The organism is Saccharopolyspora sp. NPDC002376, assembly GCF_053593195.1.
In genome coordinates, this window is the sequence record NZ_JBSFBZ010000017.1 from 72,515 (window position 1) to 89,240 (window position 16,726).

Below are 16,726 nucleotides of genomic sequence, written 5' to 3' on the forward strand. Positions count from 1 at the left end.
GGAGGGCATTTTGCACATCATCGGCATTCGACACATACCCGTCGCCGTGCCGTTCCACAGCGAGGAGCGGCGGCTTTCGGGACGTCAGGTTTCGCGACGGCGCGGCCTGATCAGCGTGCTGATCGAAATTGACACCGACGAGGGCATCACCGGCATCGGCGAAGCCCCAGCGCACCCGTCGGCGGCCATCGTGCTCGCCGAGCTGCGCGCGGTCGAGCGTTTCGCCATCGGCGAGGACCCGTTCCGCACCGAGCACATCGCGAAGCTCGGCGGCGCCTGGGGCGCGACCAGTCCGGCGCTGGCGGCCATCGACATGGCCTGCTGGGACATCGTCGGCAAGGCCTGCGGCCAACCGCTGGTCAACCTCTTCGGCGGTGCGCTGCGCGAGGACGTCGAATACCTGCACCAGATCCCGACCGGCACGCCCGACTGGATGCGCGATCTGGCTGCGCAGGGCGCCGCGGCCGGGTCCGAGAGCTTCCACGTGCAGGTCGGCGCCGACGACCTCGGCACTGACGTGAAGCGGATCGCCGCCGTCCGGGACGGCATCGGCGCCGGGCGGTCGATCCGGGTGAACGCCAACGAGGCGTGGTCGCCCGCGGCAGCCTTGCGGGCGTTGCGCGCCCTCGCGCCCTACGACATCGAGTTCGCCGAACAACCCGTACCGACCCGCAACATCCCGGAGATGGCCCGTCTGCGCACGCATACCGGCACTCCGCTGCTCACCGACCAGATGTGCCGGGCCCGCCAGCTGGAGGTGATCCGCTACGGCGCGGCCGATGCGATCTCGGTCGACAACGCGCTGGACGGCGGCCTGCTGAACATGAAGCGCTCGGCGGGAATCTGCGAGGCGGCAGGCATCCCGACCGTCAAGCACAGCCTCGGCGAGCTCGGCGTGGCCACCTGCGCCGCGGCGCACCTGATCGCGGCCACCCCGGGCTTCGACCACGCCAACCAGTCCTACCGCGCCCTGCTCTCCGATGACGTGCTCGAAGGCGGCCCGCTGCCGCACCGCAACGGAAGACTCCGCATTCCGAACAATTCGGGCATCGGGGTCGAATTGGACCGGGATCGCCTGGCCCAATTCGCGGAGCTCTACCAGGTGGCGGGCGACGAATTCGAGTCCACGAGCCCACCCAGCTGAGCCCGGAGTCCTACTGAGGTCGTACGCGCCGGGTGCCGGAATCAGCGTCCGGTCTGGCGAATGCACTAGACCAAAGACGGTACTGCGCTCGCCGTCCGTTCGGCAGGATCCTGTTACGTCGCGGGATGCAAAGCGACACCCCTGGGGAACACGGGGCTAGAGGGATGGGTCGGCAGACGGGGACACGTCGGGGAACCCGGCCCACCCTCTTCACCCCCAAGACCCCCGGAGCATCCGCCACCACAGGTGGCGAAATCGCCGGTTCCTCTTCAACATCAAGGAATGGGATCATTTCACCGGTCATGGCCCGTGAGCATTTCGCGGCGCAATAGCACTTCGACATTCTGACGGTCATCTACCAGGCAAAACGACGCCGATCGTCGTTGATCGATACGGGTGAAGTCGGGGCCGGTTTGCTTGCCAGAACCACCCGATCGGTGTATCGAACTTGATGCGGGGTTTCGCACCAGGTTCAGTCAGGCAGCGGAAGACAGCTGTCCTGAGGTGAACATGTGGCCGATCGAAGACCCGTGCGAGCAGTTGCGTTGGCGCATCCCGTGCCGACCGCCCGCCACCGAGAACGTGTCCGTCCTGGTGGTGGGTGATCGGATCGCTGTTGTGCTGCCACCTGGGGAAACGCTCGTGTTCACCGCGGACGAGGCGGATGGGCTCGCCACGTTGCTGGACAAGGCCGTCGGGTTCGCTGCCAGCGGCGGACCGGATCGATAGGAGGGTGCCGCGTGGGACTGAACGACACCGACCTCAGCTTCGATCCGCGCGACCCCTACTTCCCCGCCCCCGGCGCGACCGGCGTCGAGTGGGCCCTACAGGTGTTCACCATCGTCAACGGCTACAGCTTGGACGCCGCCAGCGCCCGGCTCAGCGATGACCGCACCCACCTGAGCGCCAACCGGTACGCCTGGTTCGGCCAGCAGCTGACCGTGGACGCCGGGTTGGTCGAGGTCGACGTCGTCAACGATGGCGGCGTGCTGCAGTGGTCCATCGCCGCGCGCCACGTGGAGCCGATCAAGGCCGTCAAGCTGGTGCTGCGCGGTCTGCCTTCGGAGCAGCTGCGCGCCGGTTGGTGGGCACCGAACACCGGGCGGAGTTTCGCGTACGGCGTCAACGGCCAACGCTTCCAGCTCGAATACCCCGGTCCGGACTGGGCCACGCCGTGGGTGGCCGCGGGCACCGATCAGGCCGGGTTCGCGCTCAGCGTGCGGGATCCACTGGTGCGGCGGCAGATCTTGCACGTCCAGCAGCCGCCCTACTCGCCGAGCCCGATCATCGAGCTGGTGCACCTGCCGCTGGCCGGCGCGCGCTCGACGACCTACCAGGTCCCGCCGATCCGGCTCCGGCTCGGCACCGACGCGCACACCGCGGACGCCGACCTGAGCGCGCACATGTCCTTTGTGGAGGGTGCGCACGACTTGCAGCCGTGGGAAACGCGACCGGACGTGCCGGAGTGGATGCGCCACATCGCGCTGGTCGTAACGCTGCACGGCCAGCACTGGACGGGATACGTGTTCAACACGTTCCCGCGGATGGCCGAGGCGTTGCGCTTCATCGCGCAGCACATCGAACCGCACCGCGTGCTGGCCTACATCCCGGGCTGGGAGGGCCGCTACTACTACGTCTACCCGCAGTACCGACCCGGGGTAGATCTCGGCGGCGCGGAGGGTTTCGCCGCGCTCACCCGCACCGCGCGGCAGCTGGGCGTGCGGCTGATGCCGATGTTCGGCGGCCACGGCGCGAACGTCGTCCAGTACCCGCCGTGGGAGAAGTCGGTGCTGCGCAACGACACCAACCGGTACGTGGAACTGCTGAACCGACCGGACTGGGACAGCGATCGGGTCGGCGAAGGCGATCAGGTGTTCCTCAACCCCGGCGAACCCGAGTTCCGCGCACACCTTGCGGACTCGATCTCCGCGACGGTGAACAACTTCGGCGTCGACGCAGCGTTCCTGGACACCCTCGGCTTCTGGTTCAACGACCCGCGCCACGACGTGTTCGACGGCTACCGGCAACTGGTCGGCGAACTGCGTCGCCGCCACCCCGAACTGCTGCTGGGCGTGGAGGGATGGTGGGACGCGCTGTCCGGGCTCTTCCCGCTGAGCCAGCAGTGGTACGGAATGGACCGCGACCTGCGCAAACCCAGCGTTCTCACCCGCTACGCCCGCACCACCGGACACCTCGCGGAAGGCACGCCCGGCCAGGGCAGCACGGGCGTGCACGAGAAGGGCTTCCTGCCCCGCCCGGCCGACGTCTTCCACGCCGGGCACATCCCCGTGGTCGGCATCGTGGACACAACCCTGCCGAACCAGGCGAACGAAGTCGCCGCGATCTGCCGCTGGGCCGCCCAGCACGGCCCGACCTGATCGCCGGGGACCGCCCGGTGAGGCGCTCGAAAACCAGTTGATCAGCGCTGCTGTGCGTCATTACTGTGCTGCCGAACAAAGTTGTCCAGGTAAGGACGTGCCGTTGTACACCAAGTGAGACCTCCCGAGCGCTGATTTGTCGCGCGTCGCGCATGTGCGCCGCGCTTCTTCTTGCTGCGGATTTCTCACAGAAAAGGTGTACTTCTGTGCTCAACAACTGGATGGTCGCGCCCACCTGCCTGCCGCTCGTTCGCCGCCGTTGCCACTCTGCGCGTCCGAACGCTTCCGGACAAGCGGTAAATTTCGCGTCAACGCAAACCACAAACTCCTCGACGCCTGGCTCCTCGTGCTCTGCACCGCGTGCGGGGAAACTGCGAAGCTCACGATCCTGGAGCGAACGCACGTGCGCTCCGTACGACCTGAGCTGCTGGAACGGCTGCACGACAACGATTCCGGCCTGACAAGCCGAGCTGCTCCAGGATCCGGTCCTGCAGCGCCGAAATCGCATCTCCCTCGACTGGGACAACGCCTGGCGCCTCGACACCGGCGGATCGGATCACCTGGACCGCGAGGTCATCGACATCTCGGTCCGCTTCGCGGCGCGGATCCCCGTCCGGCCGGTGCGACTGATCGCTGAAGGGTGTTGTCTTTCGCGGGGCGAGGTCGAAAGACTGATCACGGACGGGAAACTCGTTTCGGCAGTCCGGCTGAGCGGCAAGCTCTCCGGCGACTTCACCTTCCTGCTCAAGCGCTGAGCCTTCCTCGGGGCCACCGGCCTGTCCGGCATGATCCGCCGTCCCCAGGCCCTAGGACCAGGGGACGGCGGCGCTGTTCAGGCCGGTGGCGTTCGGGTCCTTCCACATCGCCGGGACCGGTGCGGTGCCGACCTCGGTGCTAGCGGCCGGCGGCGATCAGCGCGAAGGGCGCGATCGCCTGCAGGAACACCAAGAGCGCGGCCGTGACACCTCGCTCGTTCGGCGGCTGCGATCAACTTGTCCCGGCCGATGATTAACATCCAACGAGGTCACGCGCTTGTTAATCATCCGTGGACCATTCCGGCGAGATCGGAGTCGCAGCTCGCGCTTCTGGTCGGAGTGGTGTTCGCGCTGAACGCGTTGACCTGATCATTCAGCGATGCTGCTGGCCTCGGCGATCAGCGCGTCGAGGACGACCTGGACCGCCGGACGTTCGGTGGCGCCGCGCCGGGAGACGACCTCGATGTTGCGGCCGGCGCGGACTCCGCTCAGCGGCCGCAGCGCCACGGTGCTGAGGTTCGCGGAGTACCGAGGCAGCAGCGCGACGCCGTGCCCGTCGGCGACCAGGACCTCCGTGACCCGGAAGTCGTTGACCCGCTGCACGACCTTCGGCCGCACGCCGGTGCGGACGGCCAGCGACCGCAGCACGTCGTCCACCGGGAACCCGACGTCCACGCTCAGCCACGGCTCCCCGACCAGCTCCGCCGGTTCGACGCGCTCCTTCGCGGCCAGCGGATGGCCGACCGGGAGCGCGACGTCCAGCGGTTCGCGCAACAGTGGGGTGACGGCCATGCGCTCGCTGTCGAACGGCGTGGCCTGGTCGTCCCGGTGCGCGACCACCAGGTCGAAATCCGCGGTCAGGCCGGGAACTTCCGGCGGCGTCATGTCGACGTCCCGGCACTCCAGCCGGACCTTGGGGTGCTCGGCCATCCGCCTCAGCAGGCCAGGGAGCAGCAAGAAAGCGCCGGACGGGAAGATCGCCACTCGCACTACACCACGCGGCGTGGACCGGTAGCTGTCCAGCTCGGCCTCGGCGCGGTCCACCGCGGCGAGCACTTCGTCAGCTCGCGCAGCCAACGCCCAACCGGCATCGGTGAGCCGCAAACCTCGTCCGGCGGGCTCGGTCAACTGCACGCCGACCTCGGCCTGCAGCGCCCGGATCTGCTGCGACACCGCCGACGGCGTGTAGGAGAGGGCCTTGGCGACAGCGGTGACGGTCCCCCGGTCTGCCAGCTCACGGAGGAATCGCAGCCTGCGAACATCCATTTCAGAAGCCTAAGCGTTTCGGGATGCGGACATCCATGAAGGACTTCTGCATGCTCTGTGCAGATAGTGTCGCTTGTTCTTCATAGTTGCGCGGCGCAGGCTGGCCGTGTGAATTCTCGGGATCGTTCGCTGGCCTTGCTGGTCGCCCTGCTGTGGGGCCTCAACTTCATCGCACTCGACTTCGGGCTCGAACAGTTCCCGCCGTTCTTCTTCGCCGGGCTGCGGTTCGCCGTGCTGCTGCCCCTGCTGCTGTTCGTCCCCAAGCCGGACGTGCCGTGGAAGTGGCTGATCGGCTACGGCTTGTTCTTCGGGACGCTGCAGTTCGCGTTCCTGTTCGTGGCGATGAACATCGGGATGCCGACCGGACTCGCTTCGCTGGTGCAGCAGGCGTCCGCGCCGTTCACGGTGGTGCTCGGGGCGCTGCTGCTGCGGGAGAAGCTGAGTTCGGTGCAGGTCATCGGCATCGTCACCGCCGTGCTGGGGATGGCGATGATCGGCTGGCACCGCGCGCAGAGCGCCGCGCTCCTGCCGATGCTGGTCACGTTGTGCGGGGCGTTCTCGTGGGCGCTGGGCAACCTGTGCGGGCGCAAGGCGAATCCGCAGAACCCGCTGCACCTGACGCTGTGGATCGCGATCGTGCCGCCGCTGCCGATGTTCGCGCTGTCCGCGGCGGTCGAGGGCCCGACGGCCGGGTGGCACGCGCTGGCGACGGTCTTCGACTCGACCACCGGCCTGTACGCGCTCTGCGGCCTCGCCTACACCTCGCTGCTGGCGACGATCATCGGATCCGGCCTGTGGACGACCCTGATGGGCCGCTACCCGGCGAGCAGGGTCGCGCCGTTCTCGCTGCTGGTGCCGGTCGTCGGCTTCACCGCGGCGTGGCTGATCCTCGGCGAGTACCCGCACCCGCTGGAGCTCGCGGCCGGCGCGGTGGTGGTCATCGGCGTCTTCCTCGGCAGCCTGAACCTCACCGCCCGCCGCCGGACACCGAAGACCCTCACTCCCGAGGTCGGGAAGGCCGCCTGACGCCTCGGTGGAGTTTCCAAATTTCCCTAAAGTTGGAGACCTCCCAAACCCCGGCTGAACTCCAAATTTCCCTAAAGTTGGAAAACTACTGGCGGCGGGAGGTGCCGCGTTCGAAGTCCGGGTTGCAGACGTGGAGTCCATTGCCCTCCGGGCAGTCGTAGGACACCAGGGTTCGCCCGGACTCCGACACCAGGCGGTCCGCCGTGCCCTCCGCCAGGATCGCCCGGTGGTCGCACGCCGTGCACCGCTGCGCGCTGCTGTACCTCACTCGCTACCTCCACTCTCAGCCACCGAAGATCCTATGTGGACTCCCCCGCCCAGGCGCACGGTCCCGAAACGTGAATTACAGTTTCAATTGAAACTGTAAATCCCACCCACGACGGATCACAGTTTCAATTGAAACTGTGGTTCCACCGCGGGGCGGGACGTCACCAGCGGCAACCGCGCGCCGGATCAGGTGGTCGAGGTGAGGCCCTTGTCGCCGAAGTCCCTCGGGTCGACCGCTTCGGCGATCACCTCGTGCGGCTTCAGGCTGCCGCTCTGGATCTCCTCGGCGAAGTGGCACGCCACCCGGTGCCCCGGCCGCAGCTCGCGCAGCGCGGGACGTTCGGTGTCGCAGCGGTCCGGCTGGCGCCACGGGCAGCGGGTGTGGAAGCGGCAGCCCGTCGGCGGGTTGGCCGGGGACGGCAGGTCACCGGAGAGCAGGATCTGCTCGCGCTCGTCCTCCACCGTCGGATCAGGGACCGGGACCGCCGACAGCAGCGCCTTCGAGTACGGGTGCAGCGGCTCCTCGTAGAGATCGTCCGATGTGGACTCCTCCACGATGCCGCCCAGGTACATCACCCCGACCCGGTCGGCGATGTGCCGCACCACCGCCAGGTCGTGCGCGATCACCAGGTAGGTCAGACCGAACTCCTCCTGCAGGTCCTCCAGCAGGTTCACCACCTGCGCCTGCACCGAGACGTCCAGCGCCGACACCGGCTCGTCGGCCACCAGCAGCTCCGGGCCCACCGACAGCGCGCGGGCGATGCCGATGCGCTGCCGCTGGCCGCCGGAGAACTCGTGCGGGTACTTGCGCAGCGAGGTCGACGGCAAGCCCACCGCGGACAGCAGTTCCCGCAGCCGCTTGTCGGTGGCCTCGCGGCCGGTGTCCAGGCCGTGCGCGCGCATGCCCTCGATCAGCAGCGACTGCACCGACTGCCGGGGGTCGAGGGAGGACAGCGGGTCCTGGAAGACCATCTGCATCCGGCGGCGCATCCGGCGCAGCGGGTCACCCTTCATGCCGGACAGGTCGACGCCGTCGAACACCACCTTGCCGCCGGTCGGCTTCTCCAGCCGCAGCACCGCGCGTCCCAGCGTCGACTTGCCGCAGCCGGATTCCCCGACCAGGCCGTAGGTCTCGCCGCGTTCGATGCGCAGCGACACCCCGTCCACGGCGTAGACGTGCCCGACCGTTCGGTCCAGCACCACGCCGCGCTTGATCGGGAAGTGCACCTTGACGTCCTCGACGTCGATCAGCACGTCCCCGCCGGACTTCGGCTTCTCCGGCGCTTCCGTCATGACGCCTCCGTGGTGTTCAGCTCCGCACAGGTACCGGCGTGTCGGGCACCGACACACCGATGATCCGCAAGTTCCATTGAAATTGGACGTGCGATTTCCATTGAAATCGCGGGAGAACGCGGGGTGACGACGGGGATCACGGAGCCTCCACCGGGGTCTGCGTCTCGCGCATCGGGTTGTGGCAGCGCAGCAGGCGGGAGCCCACGTCGATGCTCACGTCCGGGGTTTGCTGGTCGCAGACGTCCAGCGCGTTCGGGCAGCGCGGGCAGAACGCGCACCCCGCGTCCCACGGGATGTTGTCGCTCACCGAGCCCTTGATCGGCGACAGCCGCTGACCGCGCGGCGCGTCCAGGCGCGGGATCGAGGCCAGCAGCCCCGAGGTGTACGGGTGTCGCGGGCGGGCGAACAGCTCGTGCCGCTCGGCGCGCTCCACCACCCGGCCCGCGTAGAGCACGTTCACCTCGTCGCAGAGCCCGGCGACCACGCCCAGGTCGTGCGTGATCATGATCAGCGCGGTGTCGGTCTCGGCGACCAGCTCCGACAGCAGCCGCAGGATCTGCGCCTGGATCGTCACGTCCAGCGCGGTGGTCGGCTCGTCGGCGATCAGCAACCGCGGCTTGCACGCCAGCGCCATCGCGATCAGCGCGCGCTGCCGCATGCCGCCGGAGAGCTGGTGCGGGTACTCCTTGAGCCGTCGCCGCGGGTCTGGGATGCCCACCCGGAGCAGCAGGTCCTCGGCCTCCGGCATCGCTTGCTTGCGCGGCAGGCCGCGGTGCCGCTCGATGACCTCCGAGACCTGCAACCCGATGGACACCACCGGGTTCAGCGAGGTCAGCGGGTCCTGGAACACCATGCCCAGGTCGCTGCCGCGGCGCTGGTCGAGCTCCCGCTTGGACAGCGAGAGCAGGTCGGTGCCGTCGAAGCGCACCGAACCGGAGACCTCCGCGCCGCTCGTCGGCAGCAGGCCCATGATCGCCAGCGAGGTGACCGACTTCCCGCAACCGGACTCGCCGACCAGACCGACGGTGCGGCCGGGTTCGACGTCGAAGGAGATGCCGTCCACCGCGGTCACCGGCGGCTCGCCCTTGCGGGCGAAGACGACCGAAAGGTCGCGGACTTCCAGCAGTGCCATTTGTTTCCTCCGTCTTCTCTTATGCCCGAAGGGCATTCGAGCGACGTGCCCAGCCTTGCCAATCGGTGCAGCGGCGCATCGCGCCTCCATGGGGGGTGGTGGTCGGGTGGCGGGTGGGACACCTCCGCCGTTCCAGGTCGCCGCTCGGAAGGCGGGGGCTTTGCCACGTACTGGGCGTACTTGGTAAAGCCCCCAACGCAGCGAGCGGCGGGCTGGGGCGGCGGTAGGTGAGCACTGGCCAAGCGTTTTGATTCATGTTTCAGCGCCGGCGCTTCGGGTCTAGCGCGTCCCGCATGGACTCGCCGACCAGGGTGAAGCCGAGGGCGACCAGGACGATGCAGCTCGCCGGCCAGAACGCCAGCTGCGGGTGGGAATCGATGATGTTCTGCGCGCCGCCGAGCATCTGGCCCCACTCCGGGACCGAGTCGTCGGCGGCTCCGAGGCCCAGGAAGGACAGCGCGGCCGCGTCGATGATCGCCACCGCCAGCACCAGCGTGGCCTGCACGATCACCGGGCCGAGCGCGTTCGGCAGCATGTGCCGGAACACGATCGAGCTCTCCTTCACCCCCAGCGCCCTCGCCGCCAGCACGTGATCGCTGGCGCGTTGCGCGAGCATCGTGCCGCGCAGCAGGCGGCCGAAGATCGGCACCTGCACGATCGCGACCGCCAGGATCACCGTGAACTGGCTCTGCTGCGCGAACAACGCGCCGATCGACACCGCCAGCAGCAGCGACGGCACCGACAGCATCACGTCCACGGCGCGCATGACCACCGAGTCCACCCAGCCGCCGAACGCGCCGGCCAGGATGCCCAGCACCAGACCGCCGCCGAGACCGATCACGGTGGCCAGCACCGCGACCAGCAGCGTCTGCTGAGAACCCAGCAGCAGTCGGGAGAACAGGTCGCGACCGTACTGGTCACCGCCCAGCGGGAAACCTTCCTGCGGCGGCGGAATCGAGTTGTCCGCGCGGGAAACCTGGTCCACCAGCAGCCGTTGCGCCGGGTCGTGCGGAGCGAGCAGCGGCGCCAGCAGTGCCAGCAGCACGAACACCGCGATGATCACCGCACCGACCACGAACACCGGGTTGCGCTTGAGCCGCCGCCACGCCGACGCGGCCAGGCTCACCCCGGCATCCGCCGACGCCCCCGCCAGCGCGTCGATGCGTTCCTTGCGCTGCGATTTCAGAGCCATGACCTCACCGTGTCCGCAGTCGTGGGTCGATCAACGCGTACGAGAGGTCCACCAGCAGGTTGACCAGCACGTACATCATCGCCGAAGCCAGGATCACCACTTGGAGCACCGGGAAGTCCTTGCGCTCGAAGCCCAAGGCGACCGCCTGCCCGATGCCGGCGATGTTGAACACCCGCTCGGTCAGCACGGCACCGGCCAGCAGCGCACCGGTCTGCAGACCGATCGTGGTGACCACCGGCAGCATCGCGTTGTGCAGGATGTGCCTGCGGCGGATGACCATCGAGCCCAAGCCCTTGGCCCGCGCGGTGCGCACGTAGTCCTCGTCCATCACGTCCAGCACCGCCGCTCTGGTGATCCGGAAGATCACCGCGAACGGGATGGTGGACAGCGCGATGGCGGGCAATATCAAGTGCACGAACGAGTCCAGCGCGGCATCCCACTCGCGGGTCAGCAACCCGTCGAGGATGTAGAAGCCGGTGACCCGCGTGGCGTCGAGCGCGGAGTCCTGCCTACCGGACGCGGGCAGCACGCCCAGCTGGATGGCGAACACGAACTTCAGCAGGAACGCCAGGAAGAACACCGGAACCGCGACGCCCACCAGCGACCAGGTGATGCTGATGTTGTCGAGCCAGCTGCCGCGCTTGCGGGCCGCCAGGTACCCCAACGGGATACCGATCGCGACCGCCAGCAGCAGCGCCAGGAACGACAGCTCCAGCGTCGCCGGGATGCGGGTCAGGAACACCTCCAGCGCGGGCGAGCCGCGCTGAACACCGGTCGAAGTGCCGAAGTCGCCGGTGACGGCGCGTTCCAGAAAACGCCAGTACTGCACGAAGATCGGCTGGTCCAAGCCGAGTTGGGCCTCGAGCTGGGCCCGCGCCTCCGGCGTGGCGCGGTCACCCAGCAGCGCCGACACCGGTCCACCGGGCAGCGATCGCAGCCAGGCGAACAACAACATCGACAGGACGAAGACGACCAGCACCAGCTGCGCCAGTCGCCGGATCGTGTAGCGGAGCACGCAAACCCCCGTTGCTCAGTTGGGCAGCGAGCGGACAGGTTCGCGCGGGATCGGCACTTGGCCGATCCCGCGCGCGACCGTTGTCAACTCACTTCCCCGAGACGCTCACCGAGGCGAACTCTTCAGCGGTCAGGGGCGAGGTCTGCAGGCCCGTCACGTTGGCGTTCGTGACGATCGCCGGCGGCGAGTGCGACAGCGGCACGGCCGGCAGGTACTCCGACAGCAGCTTGCGGTTGATGTCCTGGTACATCGTGTTGCGCTTGGCCTCGTCCGGCTCGCCGTCGGCGGCCTTCAGCTTGTCCGCCAGCTCCTGGCCCCACGGCGAACCCGAGGTGTAGAAGCGGTTGGTGGTGGTGCCGAAGAAGGTGCCGATGAAGTTGTCCGGCGTGTTGTAGTCACCGGTCCAGCCGAGCAGGAAGATGTCGGCCTTGCCGTTGTCGACCTCGTCGGTGTAGCCGCCGTTCCACGGCTTGCTCACCGGGTTGACGGTGATGCCGACCTCGCGCAGGTTCTCGGCCAGCGCGTTGTAGATGCCCTGCGGGTCCGGCATGTACGGCCGGGTCACCTCGGTGGGCCAGTAGAAGTTCACCGTCAGGTTCGACGCGCCCGCCTCGGCGAGCAGCTGCTTGGCCTTGGCCGGGTCGTGCGGGTACTGCTGCACGTCCGGCGCGTAACCGTCCACTGTGTCCGGGTAGAACTCCTTGGCGACCATGGCGCCTTCGGGCATGTTCGCCTTGACCAGGCTCTCGCGGTCCACCGCGTAGGCCAGCGCCTGGCGGACCTTGAGGTCCTTCAGCGCCGGGTTGTTCTTCTGGGTGATGCCCAGGTACATGACGTTGAACGGGTCGCGGACCTGGACGTTGTGCCCGGCGTCCTTCAGGCCCTTGAGGTCGGCGGCGTTCGGGTAGTCGTAGCCGTCGATGGCGCCCGACTCCAGCTCCTGCTTGCGCACCGTCTCGTCCGGGATGATCCGGAAGATCAGCTCGCTGACCTTGGTCTTCTCACCCCAGTAGTCGTCGTTGCGGGCGAGCTTGATGGTGCCGTTGCCCTCGTCGTAGGAGACGAACTTGAACGGCCCGGTGCCGGTCGGGTGCTTCATCGCGTACTCCGGGTACACGAAGCTGTCGCCCTGCGCCTGCACGTTGTTGGCCTGGTACTGCTCCATCGCCGTCGGCGACTGCATGCTGAACGACGGCAGCCCGAGGATGTCCGGGAACTTCGAGCTGGCGCGGGTCAGGTTCAGCACCGCGGTCGTCGGATCCGGAGACTCGCAGCCCTGGTACAGCGACGGCTCCTTGCCGTCGGCGAACCCGCCGAAGTTCTCGATCCAGTAGTAGGACAGCGCGTTGTTCTGCCCGGCACCGGTCTGCTCGAACATCCGCTTGAAGTTCTTGCACACCGCTTCGGCGTTGAAGTCGGTGCCGTCGTGGAACTTCACGCCGGTGCGCAGCTTGAACGTCCAGGTCTTGCCGTCAGGGCTGTGCTCCCAGGACTCCGCGAGCTCCGGCTCGACGTCGGCCGACCCCGGCTTGAACCCGACGAGCCCCTCGGTCAGCTGCCGGGTGACCCGGAAGGTCTCGCCGTCGGAGGCGTAGAAGGGGTCGAACCCGTCGGGGGCACCGGCCGCGCCGAAGGTGAACGCGCCACCTTCACCTCCGCCCGCTTCGCGCTGCGATTGCGCGCACGAGGCCAGCGAAGCTGCGGCGACGAGGGCGACACCGACGGTGGCAACACGACGCCGCGTGGTGGGCGTACGGCGTGGTGCCGATGGAGCTCTACTCATGGAAGCACCTCAGTGTGTCTCAGGTCTCAGAGCTCCGAGAGACTAACCCGTATCACGCTTTCGATGGAGACGTCGAGGTTACGATCTGACTACTTAGGGTGACCTAATGGAGTGGCTCACATCAGGCATATCCCCAGTCGGACCAGCCACTTCCTTTAGTTGCCAGCGAAGCAAGCCCTGCCCGAACTTTCGGCAAATACGGGAAAAACTGCCCAAAGCCGAACTCCAAACGGGCAATCCTCCACCCACTCGGAGCAAGCAAACCTCAACGCTCCGTCACGCCCTTGGGTGACCAGGGCTATTCACACGAAAGATCCCCGACGCCGCGTAGTTTGGTCTACGCGCGTCGGGGATCTCGTGGCCTTGAGGGCCTCAGAGGGTTCGGCGACCGGAGAGGGCTCGGCCGAGGGTGAGCTCGTCGGCGAACTCCAGGTCGCCGCCCATCGGGAGGCCGGAGGCCAGGCGGGTGACCGTCAGGCCCGGGAAGTCCCGCAGCATCCGGACCAGGTAGGTCGCGGTCGCTTCGCCCTCGGTGTTCGGGTCGGTCGCGATGATCACTTCCGCGATCTCGTCCTTGCCGATGCGGGCCAGCAGCTCGCGCACTCGCAGCTGGTCTGGGCCGATCCCGGACAACGGGTCCAGCGCACCGCCGAGCACGTGGTAGCGCCCCTTGAACTCGCGGGTGCGCTCGACGGCCAGGACGTCCTTGGGCTCCTCGACGACGCACACCAGCGTCGGGTCGCGGCGGGCGTCCCGGCAGATGCGGCAGGTGGTCTCCTCGGAGACGTTGCCGCAGACGTCGCAGAACACCACGCCTTCCTTGACCTTCTGCAGAACCTCCTGCAGCCGAGTCACGTCCGCGGGCTCGGCCGCGAGCAGGTGGAAGGCGATGCGCTGCGCGCTCTTAGGACCGATGCCCGGCAACCGGCCGAGCTCATCGATCAAATCCTGAACGGGACCTTCGTACACTTCTAGCTCGTTTCCAAGGCCTGCACAGTTTCAATTGAAACTGTGGTTCGTCGTGCCTGAGATCTACAGTTTCAATTGAAACTGTGGTCACGACTACGGGAGGTGCACAGTTTCAATTGAAACTGCGGATCACATGCCGGGCAGGCTCAGTCCGCCGCCGCCGAGGCCACCGCCCAGGCCGCTGGTCAGCGGGCCCATCTTCTCCGCCTGGAGCTCCTGCGCCGCGCGGTTCGCGTCGCGCACCGCGGCGACCACCAGGTCAGCCAGGGTTTCGGTGTCCTCCGGGTCGGCCGCCTTCGGGTCGATGACGAGGCCCTTCAGCTCACCCGAGCCGGTCACCGTCGCGGTGACCAGTCCTCCACCGGCACTGCCGTTGACCTCGGCCTCGGCGAGCTCCTGCTGCGCAGTCATCAGCTGCTGCTGCATCTTCTGCGCCTGTTCCATGATCTGCTGCATGTTCGGCTGGCCACCAGGCTGCACCGTGGTCCTCCTCGTCTCGCGAAACCCGCGCTCCGTCGGTGGCACGGGGTACTCCACCAGCCTAGAGAATGCGCGGGCCTGAGCGGTCGACTCCCCCGTTCGCCACTGGGCTCAGCTGGCCGCGCATGACAGGGTGTCGGGCATGGCGCTGGACATCGTGCGGTTGCTCGAGCTCACCAGTTGGCGGGCCTTCGACGTGGCCGGCTCCGGCCGGGTGCTGGCCGGCTCGGACGAGTCCGGATCGACCCAGCTGATCGAGCTCGTCGACGGCACGAGCACCCGGCTGACCGCGCTGTCCGGCGCGGTGACCGGCCGCTACCTGCCCGGCGAGCGCGCGGTGGTGGTGCAGCACGACACCGACGGCGACGAGCGCGGCCAGTTGTCGCTGCTGCGCCTGAACCAGCCGCGGCCCGGACCGGTGCGGCTGCCCGAGCTGTGCCCACTGGTCCGCGATCCCGAGCACGTGCACCGGTTGCTGGACGTGCTGCCCGATCGCGTCGTCTACTCCACGAACCGCCGCAACGGCGTCGACTTCGACGTGGTGATCCGCTGCGTGAGCTCCGGCGAGGAGCGCGTCGCCTACGACCGGGGCGGGATGGTGCTGGAGGTCGCGGCAGCACCGGACGGCCGCGTGGCCCTCACCGTTCCCGGCGCGCCGCCCATGTCCGACGAGTTGATCGTGGTCGACTCCGAGGACCGGGCGCTGACCAGCCGCGACGTGGCCGCCCGGTACACCAACATCGGTTGGCTGCCCGACGGTTCCGGGCTGATCGCCACCACCAACTTCGAGCGCGACCGCACCGGCGTCGCCCGCATCGATCCGCGCACCGGCGACCAGACCTGGCTGGTGACCTCCGACGAACACGACCTGACCGGCTGGCTCTCGCCGGACGGTTCGAAGCTGCTCGTGCAGGCCAACGATGATGGTGCGAGCCGGCTGGCGCTGCACGACGCGTCATCCGGCGAACGGCTGCACTCGGTGCGCCTGCCCGCGGACGGCTGGTGCGCCTTCCCGCTGCCGCAACCGGTGTGGTCGCCGGATTCCCGTTACATCGCACTGACTTTCAGCGGTCCGACCGTCCCCGGCGACGTGCTTCTGGTGGACGCGAGCACCGGCGAATGCCGCGCGCTGACCGATTCCGCCGCGCAGCTCGACGACCAGCGGCCGGTGGAACCGAGCATCCACCGGGTGCCGACCCGCGACGGGGAGCAGCTGCCGTGCTTCCGGTACTCGCCGGAGAACCCCGATCTGCAGCTGGCCGGGTCGGCGGTGCTGATCGTCCACGGTGGACCGGAGAGCCAGGCGGTGCGGGGGTTCAACCCGATCGTCCAAGCTCTCGTCGCGCAGGGCCACGAGGTGCTGGTGCCGAACGTGCGCGGCTCCACCGGCTACGGCAAGCGCTGGTACTCCGCCGACGACGGGCGAAACCGGCTGGAAGCGGTGGCCGACCTCGGTGACCTGCACGACTGGCTGCCGACGATCGGACTGGACCCGCGCCGGGCGGCGCTGTGGGGCGGCTCGTACGGCGGTTACATGGTGCTGGCCGGGCTGGCGTTCCAGCCGCAGCGCTGGGCAGCAGGTGTCGACATCGTCGGCATCTCGTCGCTGGTCACCTTCCTGGCGAACACCGCGGCCTACCGCCGAGCCCACCGCGAACGCGAGTACGGCTCGCTGACCACCGACGCCGACTTCCTCCACCAGGCGTCACCGCTGACCAAGGTCGCGGACATCGCGGCCCCGCTGTTCGTCCTCCACGGAGCCAACGACCCGCGAGTCCCCCTGTCCGAAGCGGAGCAGATCGCCGAAGCCGTCCGCACGAACGGCCTGGAATGCGAACTCCTCGTCTACCCGGACGAAGGGCACGGTCTAGCCAAACGGGCCAACCGCCTCGACGCCTACCCGAAGGCCTTGACCTTCCTGTCCCGCCACCTCGCAACCCCCTGACCAGCCCAAACACCCCATCAAGCCGCACCGCACCGCCAACCGCTGTCCGGTCGGACGCAATTTCAATGGAAATTGGACGTC

General features: G+C 68.1%; 15 protein-coding genes and 1 pseudogene. 7 read left to right on the top strand and 9 right to left on the bottom strand.

What is annotated here, in order from left to right; translation table 11 throughout:
- Nucleotides 1-46: 46 nt before the first annotated feature.
- The 5 genes and pseudogenes from ACWCO2_RS14395 (at nt 47) to ACWCO2_RS14415 (ending at nt 4,277) form a co-directional block, all read left to right on the top strand.
- Complete coding sequence (locus ACWCO2_RS14395) at nt 47-1,144, top strand: mandelate racemase/muconate lactonizing enzyme family protein (protein WP_450128190.1); 1,098 nt, start codon at nt 47-49, stop codon at nt 1,142-1,144.
- A gap of 510 nt (nt 1,145-1,654) precedes the next feature.
- Nucleotides 1,655-1,873, top strand: a complete 219-nt coding sequence (locus ACWCO2_RS14400) for a hypothetical protein (RefSeq protein ID WP_270947494.1) — start codon at nt 1,655-1,657, stop codon at nt 1,871-1,873.
- An 11-nt stretch (nt 1,874-1,884) separates the two neighbouring features.
- Complete coding sequence (locus ACWCO2_RS14405) at nt 1,885-3,522, top strand: hypothetical protein (protein ID WP_450128191.1); 1,638 nt, start codon at nt 1,885-1,887, stop codon at nt 3,520-3,522.
- A 346-nt stretch (nt 3,523-3,868) separates the two neighbouring features.
- Nucleotides 3,869-3,928 (top strand): annotated as a pseudogene (locus ACWCO2_RS14410) (hypothetical protein); the annotation flags it as partial.
- Between the two features lie 64 nt (nt 3,929-3,992).
- Complete coding sequence (locus tag ACWCO2_RS14415; protein ID WP_450128223.1) at nt 3,993-4,277, top strand: DUF1062 domain-containing protein; 285 nt, start codon at nt 3,993-3,995, stop codon at nt 4,275-4,277.
- A gap of 369 nt (nt 4,278-4,646) precedes the next feature.
- On the opposite strand, the gene ACWCO2_RS14420 is transcribed toward ACWCO2_RS14415, so the two are convergent.
- Complete coding sequence (locus tag ACWCO2_RS14420) at nt 4,647-5,543, bottom strand: LysR family transcriptional regulator (protein WP_450128192.1); 897 nt, start codon at nt 5,541-5,543, stop codon at nt 4,647-4,649.
- 108 nt (nt 5,544-5,651) lie between these two features.
- Between ACWCO2_RS14420 and ACWCO2_RS14425 the strand changes: the two genes are divergently transcribed.
- A complete protein-coding gene (locus tag ACWCO2_RS14425) occupies nt 5,652-6,569 on the top strand; it encodes an EamA family transporter (RefSeq protein WP_450128193.1) in 918 nt (305 codons plus the stop codon).
- Between the two features lie 85 nt (nt 6,570-6,654).
- Here the strand turns inward: ACWCO2_RS14425 and ACWCO2_RS14430 are convergent, their stop codons facing one another.
- The 8 genes from ACWCO2_RS14430 to ACWCO2_RS14465 all read right to left on the bottom strand — a co-directional run bounded on the left by ACWCO2_RS14430 (nt 6,655) and on the right by ACWCO2_RS14465 (nt 14,700).
- Nucleotides 6,655-6,837 (bottom strand): hypothetical protein, encoded by a 183-nt coding sequence (locus ACWCO2_RS14430; RefSeq protein WP_450128194.1) that lies wholly within the window; start codon nt 6,835-6,837, stop codon nt 6,655-6,657.
- Between the two features lie 185 nt (nt 6,838-7,022).
- A complete protein-coding gene (locus ACWCO2_RS14435; RefSeq protein WP_450128195.1) occupies nt 7,023-8,129 on the bottom strand; it encodes an ABC transporter ATP-binding protein in 1,107 nt (368 codons plus the stop codon).
- Between the two features lie 136 nt (nt 8,130-8,265).
- Nucleotides 8,266-9,261, bottom strand: a complete 996-nt coding sequence (locus ACWCO2_RS14440; protein WP_450128196.1) for an ABC transporter ATP-binding protein — start codon at nt 9,259-9,261, stop codon at nt 8,266-8,268.
- Between the two features lie 259 nt (nt 9,262-9,520).
- The gene (locus ACWCO2_RS14445) at nt 9,521-10,453 is read right to left on the bottom strand and encodes an ABC transporter permease (RefSeq protein ID WP_450128197.1); all 933 of its coding nucleotides are present in this window, start codon (nt 10,451-10,453) and stop codon (nt 9,521-9,523) included.
- Between the two features lie 4 nt (nt 10,454-10,457).
- Nucleotides 10,458-11,468, bottom strand: a complete 1,011-nt coding sequence (locus ACWCO2_RS14450) for an ABC transporter permease (RefSeq protein ID WP_450128198.1) — start codon at nt 11,466-11,468, stop codon at nt 10,458-10,460.
- 88 nt (nt 11,469-11,556) lie between these two features.
- Nucleotides 11,557-13,251 (bottom strand): ABC transporter substrate-binding protein, encoded by a 1,695-nt coding sequence (locus tag ACWCO2_RS14455; RefSeq protein ID WP_450128199.1) that lies wholly within the window; start codon nt 13,249-13,251, stop codon nt 11,557-11,559.
- A 372-nt stretch (nt 13,252-13,623) separates the two neighbouring features.
- Entirely contained in the window at nt 13,624-14,220 is a 597-nt protein-coding gene (gene recR / locus ACWCO2_RS14460; RefSeq protein ID WP_450128200.1) for a recombination mediator RecR, read from the bottom strand.
- 129 nt (nt 14,221-14,349) lie between these two features.
- A complete protein-coding gene (locus ACWCO2_RS14465) occupies nt 14,350-14,700 on the bottom strand; it encodes a YbaB/EbfC family nucleoid-associated protein (RefSeq protein WP_450128201.1) in 351 nt (116 codons plus the stop codon).
- A 142-nt stretch (nt 14,701-14,842) separates the two neighbouring features.
- Between ACWCO2_RS14465 and ACWCO2_RS14470 the strand changes: the two genes are divergently transcribed.
- The gene (locus ACWCO2_RS14470) at nt 14,843-16,645 is read left to right on the top strand and encodes an alpha/beta fold hydrolase (protein WP_450128202.1); all 1,803 of its coding nucleotides are present in this window, start codon (nt 14,843-14,845) and stop codon (nt 16,643-16,645) included.
- Nucleotides 16,646-16,726 lie beyond the last annotated feature (81 nt).

Bases quoted from the DNA above. Each gene is read 5' to 3' on its own strand.
- ACWCO2_RS14400 (WP_270947494.1), top strand. From the start codon at position 1,655: ATGTGGCCGATCGAAGACCCGTGCGAGCAGTTGCGTTGGCGCATCCCG.
- ACWCO2_RS14420 (WP_450128192.1), bottom strand. From the start codon at position 5,543: ATGGATGTTCGCAGGCTGCGATTCCTCCGTGAGCTGGCAGACCGGGGG.
- ACWCO2_RS14435 (WP_450128195.1), bottom strand. From the start codon at position 8,129: ATGACGGAAGCGCCGGAGAAGCCGAAGTCCGGCGGGGACGTGCTGATC.
- ACWCO2_RS14440 (WP_450128196.1), bottom strand. From the start codon at position 9,261: ATGGCACTGCTGGAAGTCCGCGACCTTTCGGTCGTCTTCGCCCGCAAG.
- ACWCO2_RS14445 (WP_450128197.1), bottom strand. From the start codon at position 10,453: ATGGCTCTGAAATCGCAGCGCAAGGAACGCATCGACGCGCTGGCGGGG.
- ACWCO2_RS14455 (WP_450128199.1), bottom strand. From the start codon at position 13,251: ATGAGTAGAGCTCCATCGGCACCACGCCGTACGCCCACCACGCGGCGT.
- ACWCO2_RS14470 (WP_450128202.1), top strand. From the start codon at position 14,843: ATGGCGCTGGACATCGTGCGGTTGCTCGAGCTCACCAGTTGGCGGGCC.